This is a genomic window from Pseudoalteromonas sp. MQS005, assembly GCF_001661605.1.
Lineage (GTDB): Bacteria > Pseudomonadota > Gammaproteobacteria > Enterobacterales > Alteromonadaceae > Pseudoalteromonas > Pseudoalteromonas tetraodonis.
Genome location: NZ_LYRQ01000028.1, coordinates 1 through 17,606, shown reverse-complemented (window position 1 = coordinate 17,606; position 17,606 = coordinate 1). Strand labels below are relative to the sequence as shown.

General features: G+C 41.4%; 12 protein-coding genes. 4 read left to right on the top strand and 8 right to left on the bottom strand.

Going from position 1 to position 17,606, the window contains the following annotated elements:
• Positions 1-55: 55 nt before the first annotated feature.
• From ilvA to ilvG, 4 genes are all read right to left on the bottom strand, one after another.
• Positions 56-1,609, bottom strand: coding sequence for a threonine ammonia-lyase, biosynthetic (ilvA, locus tag A9479_RS11050; RefSeq protein ID WP_064663450.1), 1,554 nt, complete (start codon positions 1,607-1,609; stop codon positions 56-58).
• A 2-nt stretch (positions 1,610-1,611) separates the two neighbouring features.
• On the bottom strand, positions 1,612-3,468 hold the full coding sequence (gene ilvD / locus A9479_RS11045; protein WP_064663468.1) for a dihydroxy-acid dehydratase: 1,857 nt from the start codon (positions 3,466-3,468) through the stop codon (positions 1,612-1,614).
• 102 nt (positions 3,469-3,570) lie between these two features.
• Positions 3,571-3,813 carry an acetolactate synthase 2 small subunit gene (gene ilvM / locus A9479_RS11040; RefSeq protein WP_028834467.1) on the bottom strand — a complete coding sequence of 81 codons (243 nt, stop codon included), beginning with the start codon at positions 3,811-3,813 and terminating at the stop codon, positions 3,571-3,573.
• A complete protein-coding gene (ilvG, locus tag A9479_RS11035) occupies positions 3,810-5,459 on the bottom strand; it encodes an acetolactate synthase 2 catalytic subunit (RefSeq protein WP_064663449.1) in 1,650 nt (549 codons plus the stop codon). Before ilvG ends, ilvM begins: the two co-directional genes overlap by 4 nt.
• 529 nt (positions 5,460-5,988) lie before the next feature.
• Between ilvG and A9479_RS11030 the strand changes: the two genes are divergently transcribed.
• From A9479_RS11030 to A9479_RS11015, 4 genes are all read left to right on the top strand, one after another.
• On the top strand, positions 5,989-7,662 hold the full coding sequence (locus tag A9479_RS11030; protein ID WP_064663448.1) for a phosphoethanolamine transferase: 1,674 nt from the start codon (positions 5,989-5,991) through the stop codon (positions 7,660-7,662).
• Positions 7,659-8,030 (top strand): diacylglycerol kinase, encoded by a 372-nt coding sequence (locus A9479_RS11025; protein WP_008112748.1) that lies wholly within the window; start codon positions 7,659-7,661, stop codon positions 8,028-8,030. Before A9479_RS11030 ends, A9479_RS11025 begins: the two co-directional genes overlap by 4 nt.
• On the top strand, positions 8,021-9,955 hold the full coding sequence (locus A9479_RS11020) for an LTA synthase family protein (protein WP_033104318.1): 1,935 nt from the start codon (positions 8,021-8,023) through the stop codon (positions 9,953-9,955). The genes A9479_RS11025 and A9479_RS11020 overlap by 10 nt, the downstream gene beginning before the upstream one ends.
• A 100-nt stretch (positions 9,956-10,055) precedes the next feature.
• Positions 10,056-10,934: a TraB/GumN family protein gene (locus A9479_RS11015; RefSeq protein ID WP_033104319.1), complete on the top strand. Its 879-nt coding sequence runs from the start codon at positions 10,056-10,058 to the stop codon at positions 10,932-10,934.
• 6 nt (positions 10,935-10,940) lie between these two features.
• On the opposite strand, the gene modF is transcribed toward A9479_RS11015, so the two are convergent.
• From modF to A9479_RS10995, 4 genes are all read right to left on the bottom strand, one after another.
• A complete protein-coding gene (gene modF, locus A9479_RS11010; RefSeq protein ID WP_064663447.1) occupies positions 10,941-12,392 on the bottom strand; it encodes a molybdate ABC transporter ATP-binding protein ModF in 1,452 nt (483 codons plus the stop codon).
• Positions 12,393-12,458: 66 nt separating this feature from the next.
• A complete protein-coding gene (locus tag A9479_RS11005; protein WP_064663446.1) occupies positions 12,459-14,183 on the bottom strand; it encodes a response regulator in 1,725 nt (574 codons plus the stop codon).
• A gap of 119 nt (positions 14,184-14,302) precedes the next feature.
• Positions 14,303-16,633 carry a fatty acid cis/trans isomerase gene (locus tag A9479_RS11000; protein WP_064663445.1) on the bottom strand — a complete coding sequence of 777 codons (2,331 nt, stop codon included), beginning with the start codon at positions 16,631-16,633 and terminating at the stop codon, positions 14,303-14,305.
• Complete coding sequence (locus A9479_RS10995) at positions 16,633-16,995, bottom strand: hypothetical protein (protein WP_013463853.1); 363 nt, start codon at positions 16,993-16,995, stop codon at positions 16,633-16,635. The genes A9479_RS11000 and A9479_RS10995 overlap by 1 nt, the downstream gene beginning before the upstream one ends.
• Positions 16,996-17,606 lie beyond the last annotated feature (611 nt).

Here is a 17,606-nt window from a genome sequence, read left to right as displayed (position 1 = left end):
TATGTAAAACAGCTAATAAAGCAAGCATCTAGATGAGATGCCTGCTTTGAATAAATTATGCTAGCGCGAGCTTTTCAAGCTTTTCTGCTTGAGGTTGGGTAGTTAAAAACTGAGTAAAACAAGGGTTGTGAGTTTCATCTTGAACACTGTAACCTAGGCGGTTTAAGTGCTCATTAAACATCTCATATTGACTTGGCTCAATAGCAAAACCTGCCAATACATTACCCGTTGAACCACCATGATTACGGTAGTGAAATAAAGTGATATTCCAATTACTACCCAGTGTATCTAAAAAGCGCGCTAACGCACCTGGGTACTCTGGAAACTCAAACCGCAGTAAGCGTTCATGTAGCTGCTCTGGCGCTTTACCACCAACCATATACCGTACATGAAGTTTCGCTAATTCGTTATCTGACAAGTCGCAAAACGTATAGCCATTATCGGTTAGGCTTAGTTTAAGCTCCTCAAGTTCTGCTAACCCTTGACGCAGTGCAATACCAACAAAAATTTGTGCTTCGCCAGGCCCTGCATATCGGTAGTTAAATTCGGTAATAGCGCGCCCACCTAGTGAGGCGCAAAATTGTTTAAAGCTACCGCGTTTTTCATCAATTGTTACCGCTAATAATGCTTCGTTCTTCTCACCCAATGCAGTACGTTCAGCCACATAGCGTAAGCGATCAAAATTCAAATTAGCACCAGACAAAATAGCTGCTAAATTTAACCCCTTTAAACCCGACTGCTGAGACCATTTTTTAAGCCCAGCGGTAGCAAGTGCACCTGAAGGCTCTGCAATGGCACGGGTTGATACAAAAATATCTTGCATGGCTGCACATATTTCATCATCTGATACGGTCACCACTTCGTCGCAAAACTTTTGCGCCAGTCTAAATGTTTCGCTACCAATTATTTTTACGGCAACACCATCGGCAAAGCTTCCTACTCTTTCTAGCTCTACAGGCTCACCCGCTTCCATGGCAGCTTTTAAACAAGCGCTTTCATTAGCCTCGACCCCAACCACTTTGATATCTGGGCGCAGCGATTTAATGTATACCGCCATACCCGCCAGCAATCCGCCGCCGCCCACAGGAATAAATACCACGTCTAAGTCGTTCAGCTGTTGCATTAGTTCACGGGCAACTGTACCTTGACCAACAATGACATCGGGGTCATCAAATGGAGGGACAAATACGCCGTTCCGCTGCTCAGTTAATTCAAGCGCATACGCCTTTGCGGCATCAAATTGATGACCATGTAACACGACTTCCCCGCCCAATGCTCTTACCGCATTAACCTTAATTTCAGGCGTGGTTACGGGCATAACAATGGTGGCTTTATGCCCTAGGTGTGAAGCACTCAGCGCCACCCCTTGAGCATGATTGCCTGCCGATGCGGTTATCACGACCGAGCCTTTAGGCAGCTTATTTAATTTATTAAAAGCACCGCGTAATTTAAACGAGTACACCGGTTGCTGATCTTCACGCTTTAACCAAACATGATTACCTAATCGTGCACTCAATTCGGCCATTTCACTCACCTCAGTCACCTTAGCTAAAGGCTCCATATTGGCTTGGATAATAGCGCGAAAATAATCGAGTTCTTGAGAAACCATACCTAACTAAGCTCCTCCAGTTTGGCTAAATCACGCACCGCACCTTTATCGGCACTGGTTGCTAGTAGCGCATACGCTTTAAGCGCAGATGACACATAACGATCGCGGTTAAGCGGCTTATAAGCTTGTTTACCACGAGCCAATTGTTTTTGCTTGCGAGCTTCAAGCTCCTCATCGCTTAATGCTAAAGTGATTTCTCGAGTAGCGATATCGATGATAATTTTATCGCCATTTTCAACATAAGCTATCGCGCCACCGCTGGCTGCCTCGGGAGACACATGGCCAATTGATAAACCTGACGTACCACCCGAGAAGCGACCATCGGTGATCAAGGCACATTTTTCAGCCAAGCCTTTTGATTTTAAGTAGCTGGTTGGGTATAGCATTTCTTGCATGCCTGGGCCGCCTTTAGGGCCTTCGTAACGAATTACAACTACATCGCCGGCTTTAACTTCACCATTTAAAATCCCTTCTACAGAGTCATCTTGAGACTCATAAACAACAGCAGTGCCTTCAAAGTGCAGCATTTCATCGACAACGCCGGCACTTTTAACAATACAGCCATCAACCGCTAAATTACCTGAAAGTACCGCGAGGCCGCCATCTTGACGAAATGCATGTTCAACACTGCGAATACAACCATGTTCACGGTCATTATCCCCTTCGTCCCAACGGCAATCTTGGCTCATGGCTTTAGTAGTACGAATACCAGCGGGACCCGCGCGGTAAAACTTTCGCGCCACTTCGTTATTAGGATCCGTTGCATCCCATTTTTTTACCAGCTCACCCATGGTCATGCCGGCAACATGATTAACCGATAAATCAACCAAGCCGGCTTTACCAAGCTCGCGTACTATGGCCATCATGCCACCAGCGCGGTGTACGTCTTCAATATGGTATTGCGCGGTAGCTGGGGCAACTTTACATAAAAACGGGGTTTTACGTGAAAGTTCATCAATGTGTGACATATCAAAATCAACGCCAGCTTCTTGTGCCGCTGCGAGTAAATGTAATACCGTATTTGATGAGCCGCCCATGGCAATATCAACCACCATAGAGTTCATAAATGCGGTTTTATTAGCGATGGCACGAGGCAGTACGTCTTGGTTATCTTTTTGGTAATACTCGCGGCATAAATCAACGATGCGAGCACCTGCTTCAACATACAATTGTTTACGGTCTTTGTGGGTCGCAAGCGTGGTACCGTTACCCGGCAGCGCAAGGCCTATTGCTTCTAATAAACAGTTCATTGAGTTGGCAGTAAACATCCCTGAACAAGACCCACAGGTAGGGCATGCAGAGCGTTCAACTTGCTCTGAGTCGGCATCACTTACCGATTCATCGGCACCTTTAACCATGGCATCTACTAAATCGAGTTTAATATCGATATTGGCTAATTTAGTTTTACCCGCTTCCATAGGGCCACCCGATACAAAAATAACCGGTATATTTAAACGCAGCGCCGCTAACATCATCCCAGGGGTGATTTTGTCGCAGTTTGAGATACAAATCATCGCATCAGCACAATGGCCATTGACCATGTACTCTACCGAGTCGGCTATTAAATCGCGCGATGGCAGTGAATAAAGCATACCGCCGTGCCCCATGGCAATACCGTCATCTATGGCGATGGTATTAAATTCTTTTGGAACACCGCCCGCTTGGGTGATGGTTTCAGCCATTAGTTCACTGAGCTGATTAAGATGCACATGCCCCGGCACAAATTGTGTAAATGAGTTAACCACAGCAATAATGGGTTTACCAAAGTCGGTGTCGGTCATGCCTGTTGCACGCCATAATGCTCTTGCGCCTGCGCGTTTACGTCCTTCAGTAGTCGTTGCACTTCTTAATTTAGCCATAGTTACCTCAGTATTTGCCGCAATAAATGCGGGCATTCCTCATTCTTAAAATTGATGAGTAACCACGTGAACAGTTACTCGTAAAATCTGTTAAATTTTTTGTTATACAGCTTGTTGCTGTAAGCTTTGCAGCGTGACATGTTTCACATCAACCAATTTATTTAGTTGACTGGTAAGCAAATAAATTGGTTTATCGCTATCAACCGTCATGGCCATATTATATTGGCCATCGTCCATATTGAGCTGCAAGTGAGTTAAATCAAAACCACGATGACGCACGACACGTAAAAAGCGCTCGATTGCGACACTTTGGCTTTTTAAGGCAATAGTTAAACTGTGTTTCATTGTGCTTTCTCCGTCATCATTTCATCGTTAGCAGCCCCAGGTGGAACAAGTGGCCATACGTTTTCTTTATCATCAATACAAGCATGAACAATGTAAGGCCCATCGCTATTTAATAAGGCTGTAATTGCATCATCCACTTGGTTGGCATGGGTAATCGTTTGCCCCGCAATACCAAAAACAGCCGCTAGCTGCACAAAGTCAGGGTTATCTGACAAGTTAGTTTCGCTATAGCGCCCTTCAAAAAATAACTCCTGCCATTGGCGTACCATGCCTAAACGCTGGTTATCAAGTATCAGTATTTTTACTGGTAAATTATTACGACGAATAGTGGCAAGCTCTTGGATATTCATCATGATTGAGCCATCACCTGATACGGTGATCACAAAGTCATCTTTTCTCGCTATTTGTGCGCCGATTGCCGCAGGTAAACCAAATCCCATGGTGCCTGCACCGCCACTGCTTAAGTGGTTGCATGGATGGTTAAATTTCATATGCTGCGCAACCCACATTTGGTGCTGACCCACATCGCAGCAAACAACACTGGTGCTTGGCATACGCTGGCTTAGTTGATTAAGTAAATAAGGGGCAAATACTTTTTCACCAGGATAGTCGTAGCGCCATGCATGCTTAACCATCATTTGTTTATTATGATCGCACCACGCTTTTGGCGTAACGACGCATTCAAGGGCGGGAAGTGAGGTTTTTAAATCAGCAATTAAAGAAGCCTTTGCGGGTTTACGTTTACCGACCTCGGCTGCATCTATGTCTAAATGAATCACGTTTGCTTTTGCAGCAAACTTAGCTAAGTTGCCTGTTACACGGTCATCAAAGCGAGCACCAATACACACTAATACATCACATTCTTGCACCGCTAAATTAGCGGCTTGACCACCATGCATACCTAGCATGCCTAAATCATATTCGTAATCAGGTAATACACTGCCCAATGCTTTAAGGGTTGAAACCGCAGGCATTTGCGTTTTATTTAAAAATTGCATTAATTCATTTTGCGCATCAGCGGCATGAACGCCCCCACCAACATACGCTACGGGTTGCTTGGCTTCACTGAGTAATTGATTGGCGATAGCAACTTGGTTTAAATTAAGTTGCGGTAAGTATTCATCTGCCGCTAACCAAGGTTTAAAAGGCACCTGCGCCATTTGAATGTCTTTGGGGATATCAACTAAAACGGGGCCTGGACGGCCGCTTTGTGCTAAATGCATCGCTTCTTGTAATATTTCGGCTAAATCTTCTGCTCGCTCAACCATGTAACTGTGTTTAGTACACGAAAGCGACATGCCAAGCACGTCAATTTCCTGAAAAGCATCAGAGCCAATAGCGGCGGTTGGTACTTGCCCTGTAATAGCAAGTAAAGGCACTGAGTCCATCATGGCATCTGCCAATGCGGTAATTAAATTAGTCGCTCCAGGACCTGATGTTGCCAAGCACACACCTAAACGTCCAGTACTGCGTGCATAGCCCACGGCGGCAAACCCTGCACCTTGCTCATGACGAGTAAGATAATGTTTTACAGGCGCACCATACAAGGCATCGTAAATGGGCATAATAGCACCACCTGGGTAGCCAAATACTTCACCTACGCCGTGTTTGGCGAGTAAATCGATTGTTAGTTCTGCGCCTGTCATTAGTAAATCCTCATTCCTGTGTGACAACCCATTAAAAATTTAACTCTAAAACTAAAAAGCCCCCCGGACGGTTAAGTGCGGAGGGCTTTTCAATGCTTAGTTTTTTAAAGCACTACGAAGCCCTCGCGGGAATAATCACCACGATAATAATCAGGACTAGGTTAAGTGCATTTTTAAGCATAAAATTCAGTACCATTTAAGATTTAGTCATTGCGAACATCTTGTTTCGCTGTCTTTTTATATTAGTACCGCGCTCAGGGCGGTAAGTCAACACCAAATTCAATTCAAAATAATTATAAAAACACGCTTACTCAGGTTTTAAAATTCAATTAAACCAGGTTAAATAGATTTTTTATCCCTTCATTTCAACTCAGGAAATTCACTATTCTTATAACACTGAATTCTGGTTTGATTAATTTTTAGTAAGCCACCTCATTTTTATCTAACAAAATTAAAATAAATCGATTTCTTAAGAGTTTCTTAAGTTTGGCAGCCTAGCATAACAACGTTCACGAAAAAGAGGCGTGTTATGAACCCAACTTTCAAACTCAGTAAGCAACCGCAAGAAAATACTAAAAAACGCTTTTATTTTAATTGCAGTGCTAATGCATTCATTATTTTTATGGCTTGTTATTACGGCTTAGTTATTAATATTCCATTTATGCATGGTGCGTTTAGCGCTATTACCTCGTTGCACACATTTTCATGGCTATTTTTGTTTTCTGTGCCGTTACTACTGATTTGTTTGCTAATCATATTCTTTTCAGTGGTTTCTATTCGGGGAATACTAAAACCCATTAACTACTTGCTGCTAGTGCTCTCGAGTGCGGCGTTATATGGCTCATTGAACTATGGTGTGGTGTTTGATTATTCCATGATACAAAACACCGTCGAAACTGACTCTAGTGAAGCGTTAAGCTATTTAAACTTGCAACTTGTTGGCTTTTTACTGCTTTTTGCCGCATTACCTGTCTTTATTTTGAGTAGAATAAAAATAAACTGCGCTCGCCCATACAAAGAAGTTATTAGCCGTCTTAAACTGCTTTTAGCAAGCTTTGCACTGATTGCATTAGTGGTCGTTAACTTTTACGCCGATTACGCGGCAACGGGTCGTAATAACCGTATTCTTAAAAAAGAAATTATTCCATTTCAATATCTCTCTAGTGGCTACAAATACGCCCGTGACCAGTTACTTTATAGCGATATTGAATTTAAAAATATTGATACCACGCCAACTTTAGCATCGCCAAGCACAACACGAGTTACTGTCATCGTGGTAGGTGAAACCGCTCGAGCTGAAAATTTTTCCTACCAAGGCTATGAGCGTAATACCAACCAATACACGCAAAAACATAATGTCACTTATTTCGATAACGTATCGTCGTGTGGCACGGCCACAGCAGTGTCAGTACCATGTATGTTTTCACTGCAAACTCATGCCAATTTTTCTCGTTTAGACAGTGATAACCAGCAAAACGTAATTGATTTGATACAACAAGCAGGCGCAGATGTCTTGTGGGTTGATAATAACAGTGGCTGTAAAAACGTCTGCACGCGCGTACCTACCATTAATATTGATACCAAAGCATCTGAACTATGTGATGGTAAATACTGTTTTGATGAAGCGTTACTAGCCCCTTTAAAGCACAAGCTTGCCAATTTGAGTCAGGCTAATACGGTTATAGTGCTGCATATGATGGGTTCACATGGCCCTACTTACTTTAAGCGCTACCCTGAAAAATTTAAACAGTTTAGTCCAACCTGCGACCGCAGCGATATTCAAAACTGTAGCGCTGAAGAACTGGTTAACACCTACGATAATACAATTGCTTATAGTGATTTTATCAACGCTCAAGTTATTGAACAGTTAAAGGCACTGCCAGCTAATATTGATAAGCAATTACTGTATGTGTCAGACCATGGCGAGTCGCTCGGTGAAAATGGCGCATACTTACATGGCTTTCCCTATGCATTTGCACCAACAGCTCAAACCCATGTGCCTCTTTACATCTGGGCTGATAAGCATAATCAGCGCATTACAGCCAAGTGTCTAAACAACTTAAATAGCACTTTAGCGCAATCACACGATGCTATTTTTCATACCCTTTTAAGCTTAACCGGTGTTGCGAGTAAAACCTACCAAACCTCTGAAGATTTACTCGCGTCATGTCAAACGATTAACCATAGCGAAACTAAAATATGAATAATAAAACCGTTATAAAACGCCAAGGCCTAATGCGCCTAATTTTTACCTTAAGCCATACATTTAACGGCCTAAAATGGATGAGCCGATTTGAGGCTGCTTTTCAGCAAGAGTTGGTTTTATTTAGTTTGCTAGGCGTATTTGCCTGCTTGCAAGAAATTACTTTAAGTAGCAAATTAATCTTGATTGCCAGCTTATTGTTTGTGTTATTTGCTGAGTTGGTCAATACCGCAGTCGAAGTGGTGGTTGATCGCATCGGTAGCGAATATCATGAACTATCAGGCCTAGCTAAAGATATTGCATCCGCCAGTGTCTTTATCGCCATGCTTATTGCTATTTTAGTTTGGTGGTCTGTGCTATGGACTTAATCAGTAGCACTAAAAAAGTACTGGGGCCATTGTGGGTTTTAGCGGTATTTTTTTTCGCACTCCTATGCTTGCTAACTTTTGCGCGATTAGGTTTAAGTTTGTGGCAAAGTGGCCGTGTATTTACCGAAGGCGCCTGGCACTTTGTTTTTGTAGGCGGTTTACGTGTTGATATAGCAACATTATGCTACATCATAACCCCCGCTTTGTTACTAACACTTGCAGCACATGCTCTCAAATTAACTGCTTATATTCGAGGAGTCGTAAAGTGGTATTTAGTAATAATGGCTGCAATGTTAGTGTTTTTTGAGGTTATTACACCCACGTTTATTAACGAATACGACTTACGCCCTAATCGCCTATTTATTGAATACCTTATTTATCCTAAAGAAGTCTCTAAAATGATTTTTTCAGGTTACAAACTCGAAGTCCTCTTCGCTGTTTTAGCGCTCGTTTTCACCATTAAATTTGCTAACAAAATTCTTACTCAGCAATGGCAAAACCGCTCGTCCCTAGGGGCAATAAAACTATCACTATTAGCTGTTATTATATGTAGCCTAACACTGTTAGGCGCTCGAAATTCATTAGGCCATCGTCCATTAAACCCCGCTATGGTGGCATTTTCGACCGACCACTTGCTGAATGACCTCACGCTTAATTCATCATATAGCGTAGCATTTGCGTTAAAACAGCTCTCCAATGAGCAATCAAGTCAGGCATATTATGGCAAGGTCCCTCAAGAGGAGTTACTCGCCACAGTACGCAGTACCATGCAAAATCCTCAAGCAATATTTAATAATCCAAATGCCCCTACCCGCACTTTTCATCAGGCAAGCTACCAAGGTAAAAAGAAAAACCTGGTTATTATTCTGCAAGAAAGCTTGGGCGCTCGTTATGTAGGTACCTTAGGTGGCTTACCCTTAACGCCTAATATAGATGCACTTTATCAACAGGGCTGGGGATTTGATAACTTATACGCTACCGGCACTCGCTCTGTACGCGGTATTGAAGCAGTTATAACCGGTTTTACACCGACTCCCTCACGCGCGGTTGTAAAACTCGATAAATCACAACGTGACTTTTTTACCTTGGCTAGTTTTTTAGCAAAGCAGGACTACCATACTCAGTTTATTTATGGTGGAGAAAGTCACTTTGACAACATGCGTAGCTTCTTTTTGGGTAACGGCTTTAGTGATATTGTTGATAGTGAAAGCTTCGATAACATTAACTTTAATGGTTCATGGGGCGCATCTGACGAAGATTTATTTACTCAAGCAGATAAAGAGCTGAATAAATTACAACAACAGCAAAAGCCATTTTTTAGTCTGATTTTTAGTAGTTCTAATCATAGCCCTTATGAATTTCCGGACGGTAAAATAGCCCTGTTTGAGCAACCAAAGCAAAGCCGTAATAACGCAGCTAAATATGCAGATTATGCCCTAGGCACATTCATTGAAAAGGCGAAAAAGTCATCTTACTGGGACGATACTGTGTTTATAGTGATTGCTGATCACGACTCACGCGTGTCTGGTTCCAGCCTTGTACCTATTGATCACTTTAGAATTCCTGCGGTTATTTTTGGAAACGGTATTAAGCCCAAACGCGATCATCAATTAGCCAGTCAGCTGGATATTCCTACCACCTTACTGTCGCTTATTGGCGCCAGCGGTGAACACCCAATGATTGGTCACGATCTCACTCGCCCTGTGGCCAAAAATAAGCAGCGTGCAATGATGCAGTACGATAAAAACTTTGCTTACATGCAAAATGATAACGTTGTTATTTTGCAGCCAGATAAACCGGCAACCACCTATATTTATAAAAATAAGCAATTACACCCCAGACATAACGATAGCGCACTCATCAAGCAAGCTCGTGCGCTGGCTAATTATGGCAACATGGCATACAGCAATAATTGGTATCAATAACACCGAAAAATGCCTGATTGATTAATCAGGCATTTTTACGTTACCTATAAAGTAAACTAAGTTAGTATTTATAAAACGACTTAAACTTGGATAGGATTTTATGAACGTGTCATTACGTATTAGTCATTTATTTATGGTGTTATTACTTTTAGCCTTTAGCGTCAATGGCTATGCAGCACCGGCTCTATTCAAAATAGAAAAACAAGGCGCTAGCTCGTATTTATTTGGCACCGTGCATGTGGGTGATGCCAGCATGAAAGGGCTACCACAAAAAGTGACTCACGCACTGGATAACAGTAATCAAGTTGTTGTTGAAGTGGATATAAGTAAACTATCACCATTACAAATGCAACAACGTTCTATGCCGTTTATGCTGCTTACTAACGGGCGTACGCTACAGAGCGAGCTTTCAGAAAAAAATTATCAACTCCTCAAAGACTACTTTGCTAAAAAATCGATTGATATTGCCATGTTCAACAGTTTTAAACCTTGGGCTGTCATGTTGACCATGATGCAAATTGAGTTTCAAAACGCGGGCTATTCAGATAAAAACGGCATCGATAAGCAAATACTCGAGTACGCGCAAAAGCACAGTATTAACATTGCGGAGCTTGAAACCATAGAGCAACAACTACAGATGTTTAATGGCTTAGAGTCATTAAGCAATGCCATGATGGCAGAAACTTTTGAGCAACTAAGCGATATTAATACCTACTTTATCACCCTAGTGGATGCATGGAAAAAGGGCGATATGCAAACCCTAACCAGCTATTACCACACCAGTTTTGATGACAGCCAATACGGTCAACAAAGCGAGCAAGTGATGCTGATTGAGCGCAATAATAATTGGGTCACTCAACTCACGCCTAAACTTGAACAAGGCAAGGTGTTTATTGCGGTAGGTGCTCTGCACTTAGTTGAGCAGCATGGTTTAATTAAACAACTTCGCGACCAAGGGTTTAAGGTTACTCAGTTATAAACAAGCTTACATAAGCGTCTCACTATGAGCAGCATGTTGCCCATAGTGAGCCGGTTTAAAATCTTCCATTTTTAAGGTGTGTTCAATCCCTTTAATGGTATCTGCTGCATGATGGTTTACATAAATAACGGTACTCGTTTTTGCAGCACACACCTTTTCAATCAGCAGTAAAACGCGTTGACGATTTGCCTCATCAAGCCCTAAACATGGCTCATCTAAAATAAGCAAAGCAGGATGTTTAACCATTGCGCGCACAATCAGTAATAGTCGCTGATCGCCATACGATAGCTGGGTAAAAGCGCTATTTGTTTTGTCACTTAAACCAATTAGTGCCAACCACTCTTTAGCTAAACGCGTTTGTAACTCACTGGCTTGTTGATATAAACCAATGCTATCGAAAAACCCTGAAATAATAGTATTAAGCGCCGAAATACTCACTCGATACTGCAAATGTAGCGTATTTGAAATATAACCAATGTGCTGTTTTATATCCCAAATACTCTCCCCTGTGCCACGCTTAAAACCAAACACTTCAATCTCATTGTTATAGCATTGAGAGTTATCACCTGTAATTAAATTTAATAAACAGGTTTTACCTGAGCCATTTTTCCCGGTAAGTTGCCAGTGCTGATATTGGTTAATCGTCCAGTTTAAATTTTTAAAAATTGTTTGTTCGCTGTAACGCACATGAACATTAGTGAGCTTAACGAGTGGCGTGTTTGTCGCTGATTTAAAGCAGCGCTCAGGCGCATCGGGAATACTTAATGATGTATGCTCTAAATGAAGTAATTTGAATAAATCCGCTCGTTTTGCTGCACACGGTTTTGCCAAGCTATGTTGTAAACGACCATTATTCACATAAGCAAAGTGATCAACAAACGCTGGAATTTCGTCAACACGGTTTAGCACAAACACAAAGCAGGTTTGTGCGCTCAACTGCTGTAATAGGCGGTTTAGCTGCCCAACCGATTCAGAGTCTAAGCCATCAAATGGTTCATCAAGCACGACTAAATCACTGTTAGCAGATAGCGCTTTAATTAATAATAATTTACGCGTTTCGCCAGTAGATAAATCAGTAAAATCACGATTAAGTAAGGCATCAAAATTAAAAGCGGTGATTAACTGTTGGCATAAATCGCTATTTATTTGAGGCTCAGCAAAGAGCATGTCCGTTACTTTTTGTGGCTTTTCACTTTTACGATGCGTGTTAAGTAACTGCTTTTGTAGATCACTTGACACTAATTGTAGCTTGTTAAAGGTACTATGACGTTGCCCGCTTTGTTGTTTTGCTTCACCAATTAACGCTGCTGCGAGTGCTGATTTTCCAGCACCATTACCCCCGAGTAAGACCCAATGTTCACCCTGCTTTACTTGCCAAGTTAAATCGTCGATATAATACCGAACACTGTCATCGGTAGATAAATAACCACTAAATTGCTGTAGTAAAATTGAGCGCACGTTAGATCCCATAACAGAGCTAAAAACTCAAACTAACGTAATAAGGAATAATTAAGCAAGTGAGATTTAATCAACCTCAGGTAGAAAAGCATCGTTTAGCGCCGCGATTATGCTTTGCTGATCTATGGGTTTATGAATATGACCTATTGCTCCACAAGCTTTAGCGCGAGCAAGATCACTATCAGAGGTGTTTGCGGTAACCACAATAATCGGCAGTGTTTTATCGTTATCATGCAAGATTTTAGTGGCTTCAAACCCATCCATAATCGGCATATTTAAATCCATAAAGATGACGTCATAAGATTTTTTGGCGACCATTTCACACGCTATTTTGCCATTCTCAGCGCATTCAGCGTGTATGTTCAATGCGGTTAATAGCTTAGTGAGTACCAGCATATTAAGTGGGTTATCTTCAACGACTAAACAATGTAAGTTATCAGGAATTGACGATGACTTGCTTAAAGTAGTATCCATCTCTAATGGTAATGTTAAAAATACAGATGCCCCTTGCTGACGATTATTTTCAAAACGAATTTCACCCTTTAAGGCGTCAACAATATATTGTACACGGGTAAGGCCTGTTCTGAGTCCTTGAAAATGGTTACTTTGCTCAGTGCTGTCTAATTCTAATTGCTCGATAAGGTGATCAAAGCCACAGCCGGTGTCCTCGACGCTCAGCGATAGTTGGTTATTGTTGAGCGTAGCGTTGACTTTCACCTTTCCTTGCTCTGTAAACTTTAATGCATTACTAAGTAGCTCATTAACTATTTGTTGTAAGCGTGCATGATCTACAATCACCGCGCAGTCTAAGCTCGCTGCTAACTCTCTAATTAACTTTAACCCTTTTTCAGTACAACCATATTCATACACAACTAACACTTTATTTATGGTGGTTAGTAAGTTGTCAGAGGTCGGGTTTAACGACCAACGATTTAAACTCAGCGCTTGTAAATCTTGTAATTCATCTAACATCGCCAACAACCTCGCCGAGCAATACCGAGCTTGGCGTTGTATATCCTGCTGTGAAGTGGGAATTTTTAGCTCATCGATCGAGGTAATTAACCCCTGTAATGGGGTTCTAAATTCATGACTGGCTCGTGCAATAAAGTGCTCTTTGTTATTACTTACCTGCTCTGCAAATTCTTTTTGTTGTTGATACTTTTGTAAGGTCTGCAGAACTCGTTTTTCCATCGGCATAAACACAAATCTAAGTTCTAAAAACAATAATGCCAGAGTAAAAAACCAACAAAGCAGTTCAATACTAGAGATCCAATCAACCTTTTTTACCGCTTGTTGCTCAAATAAGCTCACCGCAGTGTCTAATTTTTTAAGTAATGCTTCAACTTCGCTCACGGAAAACGAAGCCAAATTAATAGGCTCCTTTTGAGAAACCAAATTTTTAGCTTGCGTTATAAAGGCCAACACTTCTGCATCTAAGTTGCTTGGGGGGGCATAATATAAATCAAATAAAGGTGTATTTAGATAAACTGCGTCACCTTGTTCATCTTTAGTGAGTAAATATTCATGGGCTTGTTCAAATAACTCAAGGGAGTGTTTTAACGATTGAAGATGTTGTGCGTGATTATCCGTTTGATTAATTAATGCATTGCTATGCCAAGCTATTTTTTGCGAAAGCATACGTTGCTTGCCAGCTATATTGATAATTTTTGCATCGTATTTTTGCACTGAAAAGAAGTATTGCATCAGTAATGCAGATACGCTGACCAATAAGGCAATAGCAACTAAAGCCCAACGGTAACGTTTGCGAATACTCTTAACAATGTTGAACATAAACTAGGTTACTTTTTTTGTTTTAACTGTAGCCTAAGCTTAGCAAACTAATTACTAAATTATTAAATATAAAAAACCCAGCTAGTTAAGCTGGGCTCTTGTAACCGTTTAGCGTGTACCTAACGATTTTCTAGTCGATTATAATCAAACATACCAAATTCGACACCTCGATACTGGCGGGCAACCTGATGTAAAATATCGCTGTATTGCCAAAATTGCGGGTGAGTTCGACGAATCGCAAACTTAGACTTTAAAGCGCGATAATCAGCTTCCACTTGCATTAGCGGTAACTGTTCGGCAAAGGCCGAAACCTGTTGGGCGTTATTTAAATACCAAATTGCAGAAGGGTAATCACCAATAAAGCCCGGAACAATTGTCACCGTATCTTCTTCATAGGCGCGCTGTCCATCTTCGTTTAGTAGACTCGAAATATTATAGTGCGCGTTATGGTGAATAATCGTATAGCCTGTGTGGCCATCCTGCTCTTTCACTAGCACATACGATAGCTGTGGCAGTAAGTTAACTGCTTTAGCAGGCATGGTATTAATCGCACTTAATGGTGCGGGTACTTTTTTATAGTCATAACGAGGACTTAAAACGGGCTCTAATGCCTCTTTAATTAAGCCATATAGCTCTGATTGCGGTTCATCTGTTTGATAGTTAATACCGCTGGGTTGACTAAACTCACGATTGTTTTCAAAAAAGGTCGACAAACTAGGTGGTGATTTTCGATACCAACTCTGTTTAATTGTCTCTCGCTGAGTTTCAGGTAACAAAGCTAAAAAGTTGTGCTCACCTTCTAAACGTAAAAAGTCCATGTATAAGCGCGTTATTAATTGATGGCCAATATTGCCATACACATCAAAGCCCGCAACTAACAAGTAATGAATACGCTCAAACAGCGCGTAATCAAGCACCCACATAGTTTTAGGTTGTTGGCCAATAAAGCCTTTAACTACAGTTGCACTATCAAAGTGTCGAAAAATAGTCAGTGCCGCATTTTGATTGTGCCCATCCCCTTTCCACAATAAGTCGGTGGTTAAATGCTCGCCGTTTTTGAACAGATTATTAGCAAGCTCTACCTTGGCTTTTAAGTAACGTTTTTCGCGAACCGAGTATTTGACCCAATTAGAAATCGGTAACGCATTACTTTCCTCTGCTGCGGGCAACTCTAATGCATCCTCATGCTGCACCAGCATTTTACCTACCGCCGGAGTCGCTACCTTTTTAGGATCAGCAAACGCCACCCAAAAATGATCATTAATCACATTGAGTGCTATTTGACCACGACAAACAGGGCCTTTAATAAAGCCCATAATAATTAGCTCAGCTTCATCGAGCATAAATTGATATTTTGCATCTATAGGCAGTGCTTCAAACGTTTTAAACGGGTTTGATGCAAGGGTAGGCTCATAGCTTGGTAAACTAGATACAGTGTAATTTGGCGCAATAAATTGCTGGTAAATACGTGCCAACTTTTCATCATTAAGTTTAAGCGGTAAATGCGTTTTTGATAAAATAGTAGAACGGTCGTGAAGCAGTCGATAATAAACACGCTCAACGTTTGGATTATCGTAAGGGCGACGAGAACTTATTAGCTTAATGTCTTCACCAGGGGGAGTACTTGAGCGTACCAACTTAAAAAAGTTAGGTGATTGTGCATCACTAAAATAGATGTGTGCTAAAAACCAATGCTCATAAATATAGCGCGCTGATAATTGGTACTTCAAACCATCTTGATTTAAAAATGCTTCCCAGTTTTTTACTTGCGCAAGCTCAGCAGCTGATGGCGGCTTGATGTGCGCCATTTTCCCGCCTTTTTTAATCCAGTTTTGTAAGTGCTGAAATTCAGCAGCAGTCACTCCAGGCAAGCCATAAGGCATACCCGCATGCGGTTGCTCATCCGCTAATTGGTCAAACTGACCCATCGTCGCACAACTTTGGTTGCGGCTAAGCGAAAAATCAAAACGTTCATCTAATACTTCATCTTCTAGCAAGGGGGAACTTTGCTTTAATACCAGCGTATTAAATAACACACTACCCGCTAAATTGGCTTCTTCAGTTTGTGCTCGCTCGTTTAATACCGGGCTAAATTCTTTATCACGCCATTGCTCAGTCGTGGTTGCATCAAATAATAATCGGCTCGGCGTTGAGGCTAACAACCGAGTACCATCGTAAACCAGCTCTTTACTGAGGCCTCTGTCGATACCTTCAGGAGAAGAGAGTTTTAATTGGCAAGGCGCATCATAACAGCCATGACAAACCACGCAGCGGTTATCGAGTACAGGCTTTACTTGCTGTAAAAACTCAGCCCCCGCACCGCTATTATGAGCAACCATACGATCTTGTGTTTGCTCAGGACCGAATAATTCATTGTAATGTGCATTACCTAAGTAAGCACAACCACTTAAGATAATCAGTACAAAAGTACCTATAATATTTTTTTTCATTATTCAGTCTCATCACCTAAATCGAACGTAGGCATCATATCGATTTGCGGTGATACGAATGTTAGGTTTTCAACAGTAGTCACCACAGCGCTTAATAGAGGGCCCTGTGTTATGGTTAATTGAGCGTCATGCTCGCTATGCGCTATGGTAGCAAAGCTTGAATTGATGATATTCAACTCATAGTCTGCAATGCTAATGCCTATACTACTGTCAGCACTGGGGTTCTGGCATAGTTGAGTAAGCAGCTCATCACTTAAGATAACTGAAATTTCCAAGTCAGGCTGCGCTAAGTCACGGGTACTTAGTGTTTCATCTAGAATAAATAAAGGAAGTGTTAAATTGCTATCTTGTTCAAGTTCCATTGGACTCTCTGCGCTACTGACTATTTAATTATTACCTATTATAACAACGTTCCAACTTAAATAACGATAAACAAGCCTTAAAATAGCCTCGTTAATTTTTAAGCAGCGGTATCAATGCTGCTTTAAACTTCGTTACGACAACAACAGGAACGCCAAACTTCACTCATTAAAACCTGAAACCTGCAGCATTACAGTAATTGAGAACTCAACGATCGTTGCTACTAAGCACCAATGCATAAGGTAAGTGTAGAACCTTCATGCTTTACCCTCTAAGTGCGATAAAACTCAATCCAAGTGACAGTGTTAAATTTACACCGAGCTGCTTTACCTAAAATCTTATACCAATTCGCTTAATTAAGCGGTCTATTTTGAGGCAGGAAAAACGGGGGGATAGCTAGGCAAAAAATTCGCTATTTAGTTGTTCTAAATGAGAATTTTTTAACACAGATAGCGACACGTTTAGCCCCAAAAAATGATTGAGTATTATTGCGGATTGGTATTAAACCTTGCACCTGAAACCTTTATTTTATTGCAGGCATTAAAAAACCCGAGGCTAAGCTCGGGTTTTTTCGTATTAATTAGCTAGGCTAATTATTACTCGTTGAACGTTG

Excerpts from the sequence above, each read along its gene's own strand:
- ilvA (WP_064663450.1), bottom strand. The coding sequence starts at position 1,609 with ATGGTTTCTCAAGAACTCGATTATTTTCGCGCTATTATCCAAGCCAAT.
- A9479_RS11025 (WP_008112748.1), top strand. The coding sequence starts at position 7,659 with ATGAATAATAAAACCGTTATAAAACGCCAAGGCCTAATGCGCCTAATT.
- A9479_RS10995 (WP_013463853.1), bottom strand. The coding sequence starts at position 16,995 with ATGGAACTTGAACAAGATAGCAATTTAACACTTCCTTTATTTATTCTA.
- A9479_RS11020 (WP_033104318.1), top strand. The coding sequence starts at position 8,021 with ATGGACTTAATCAGTAGCACTAAAAAAGTACTGGGGCCATTGTGGGTT.
- ilvG (WP_064663449.1), bottom strand. The coding sequence starts at position 5,459 with ATGACAGGCGCAGAACTAACAATCGATTTACTCGCCAAACACGGCGTA.
- A9479_RS11000 (WP_064663445.1), bottom strand. The coding sequence starts at position 16,633 with ATGAAAAAAAATATTATAGGTACTTTTGTACTGATTATCTTAAGTGGT.
- A9479_RS11005 (WP_064663446.1), bottom strand. The coding sequence starts at position 14,183 with ATGTTCAACATTGTTAAGAGTATTCGCAAACGTTACCGTTGGGCTTTA.
- ilvD (WP_064663468.1), bottom strand. The coding sequence starts at position 3,468 with ATGGCTAAATTAAGAAGTGCAACGACTACTGAAGGACGTAAACGCGCA.
- A9479_RS11030 (WP_064663448.1), top strand. The coding sequence starts at position 5,989 with ATGAACCCAACTTTCAAACTCAGTAAGCAACCGCAAGAAAATACTAAA.
- ilvM (WP_028834467.1), bottom strand. The coding sequence starts at position 3,813 with ATGAAACACAGTTTAACTATTGCCTTAAAAAGCCAAAGTGTCGCAATC.
- A9479_RS11015 (WP_033104319.1), top strand. The coding sequence starts at position 10,056 with ATGAACGTGTCATTACGTATTAGTCATTTATTTATGGTGTTATTACTT.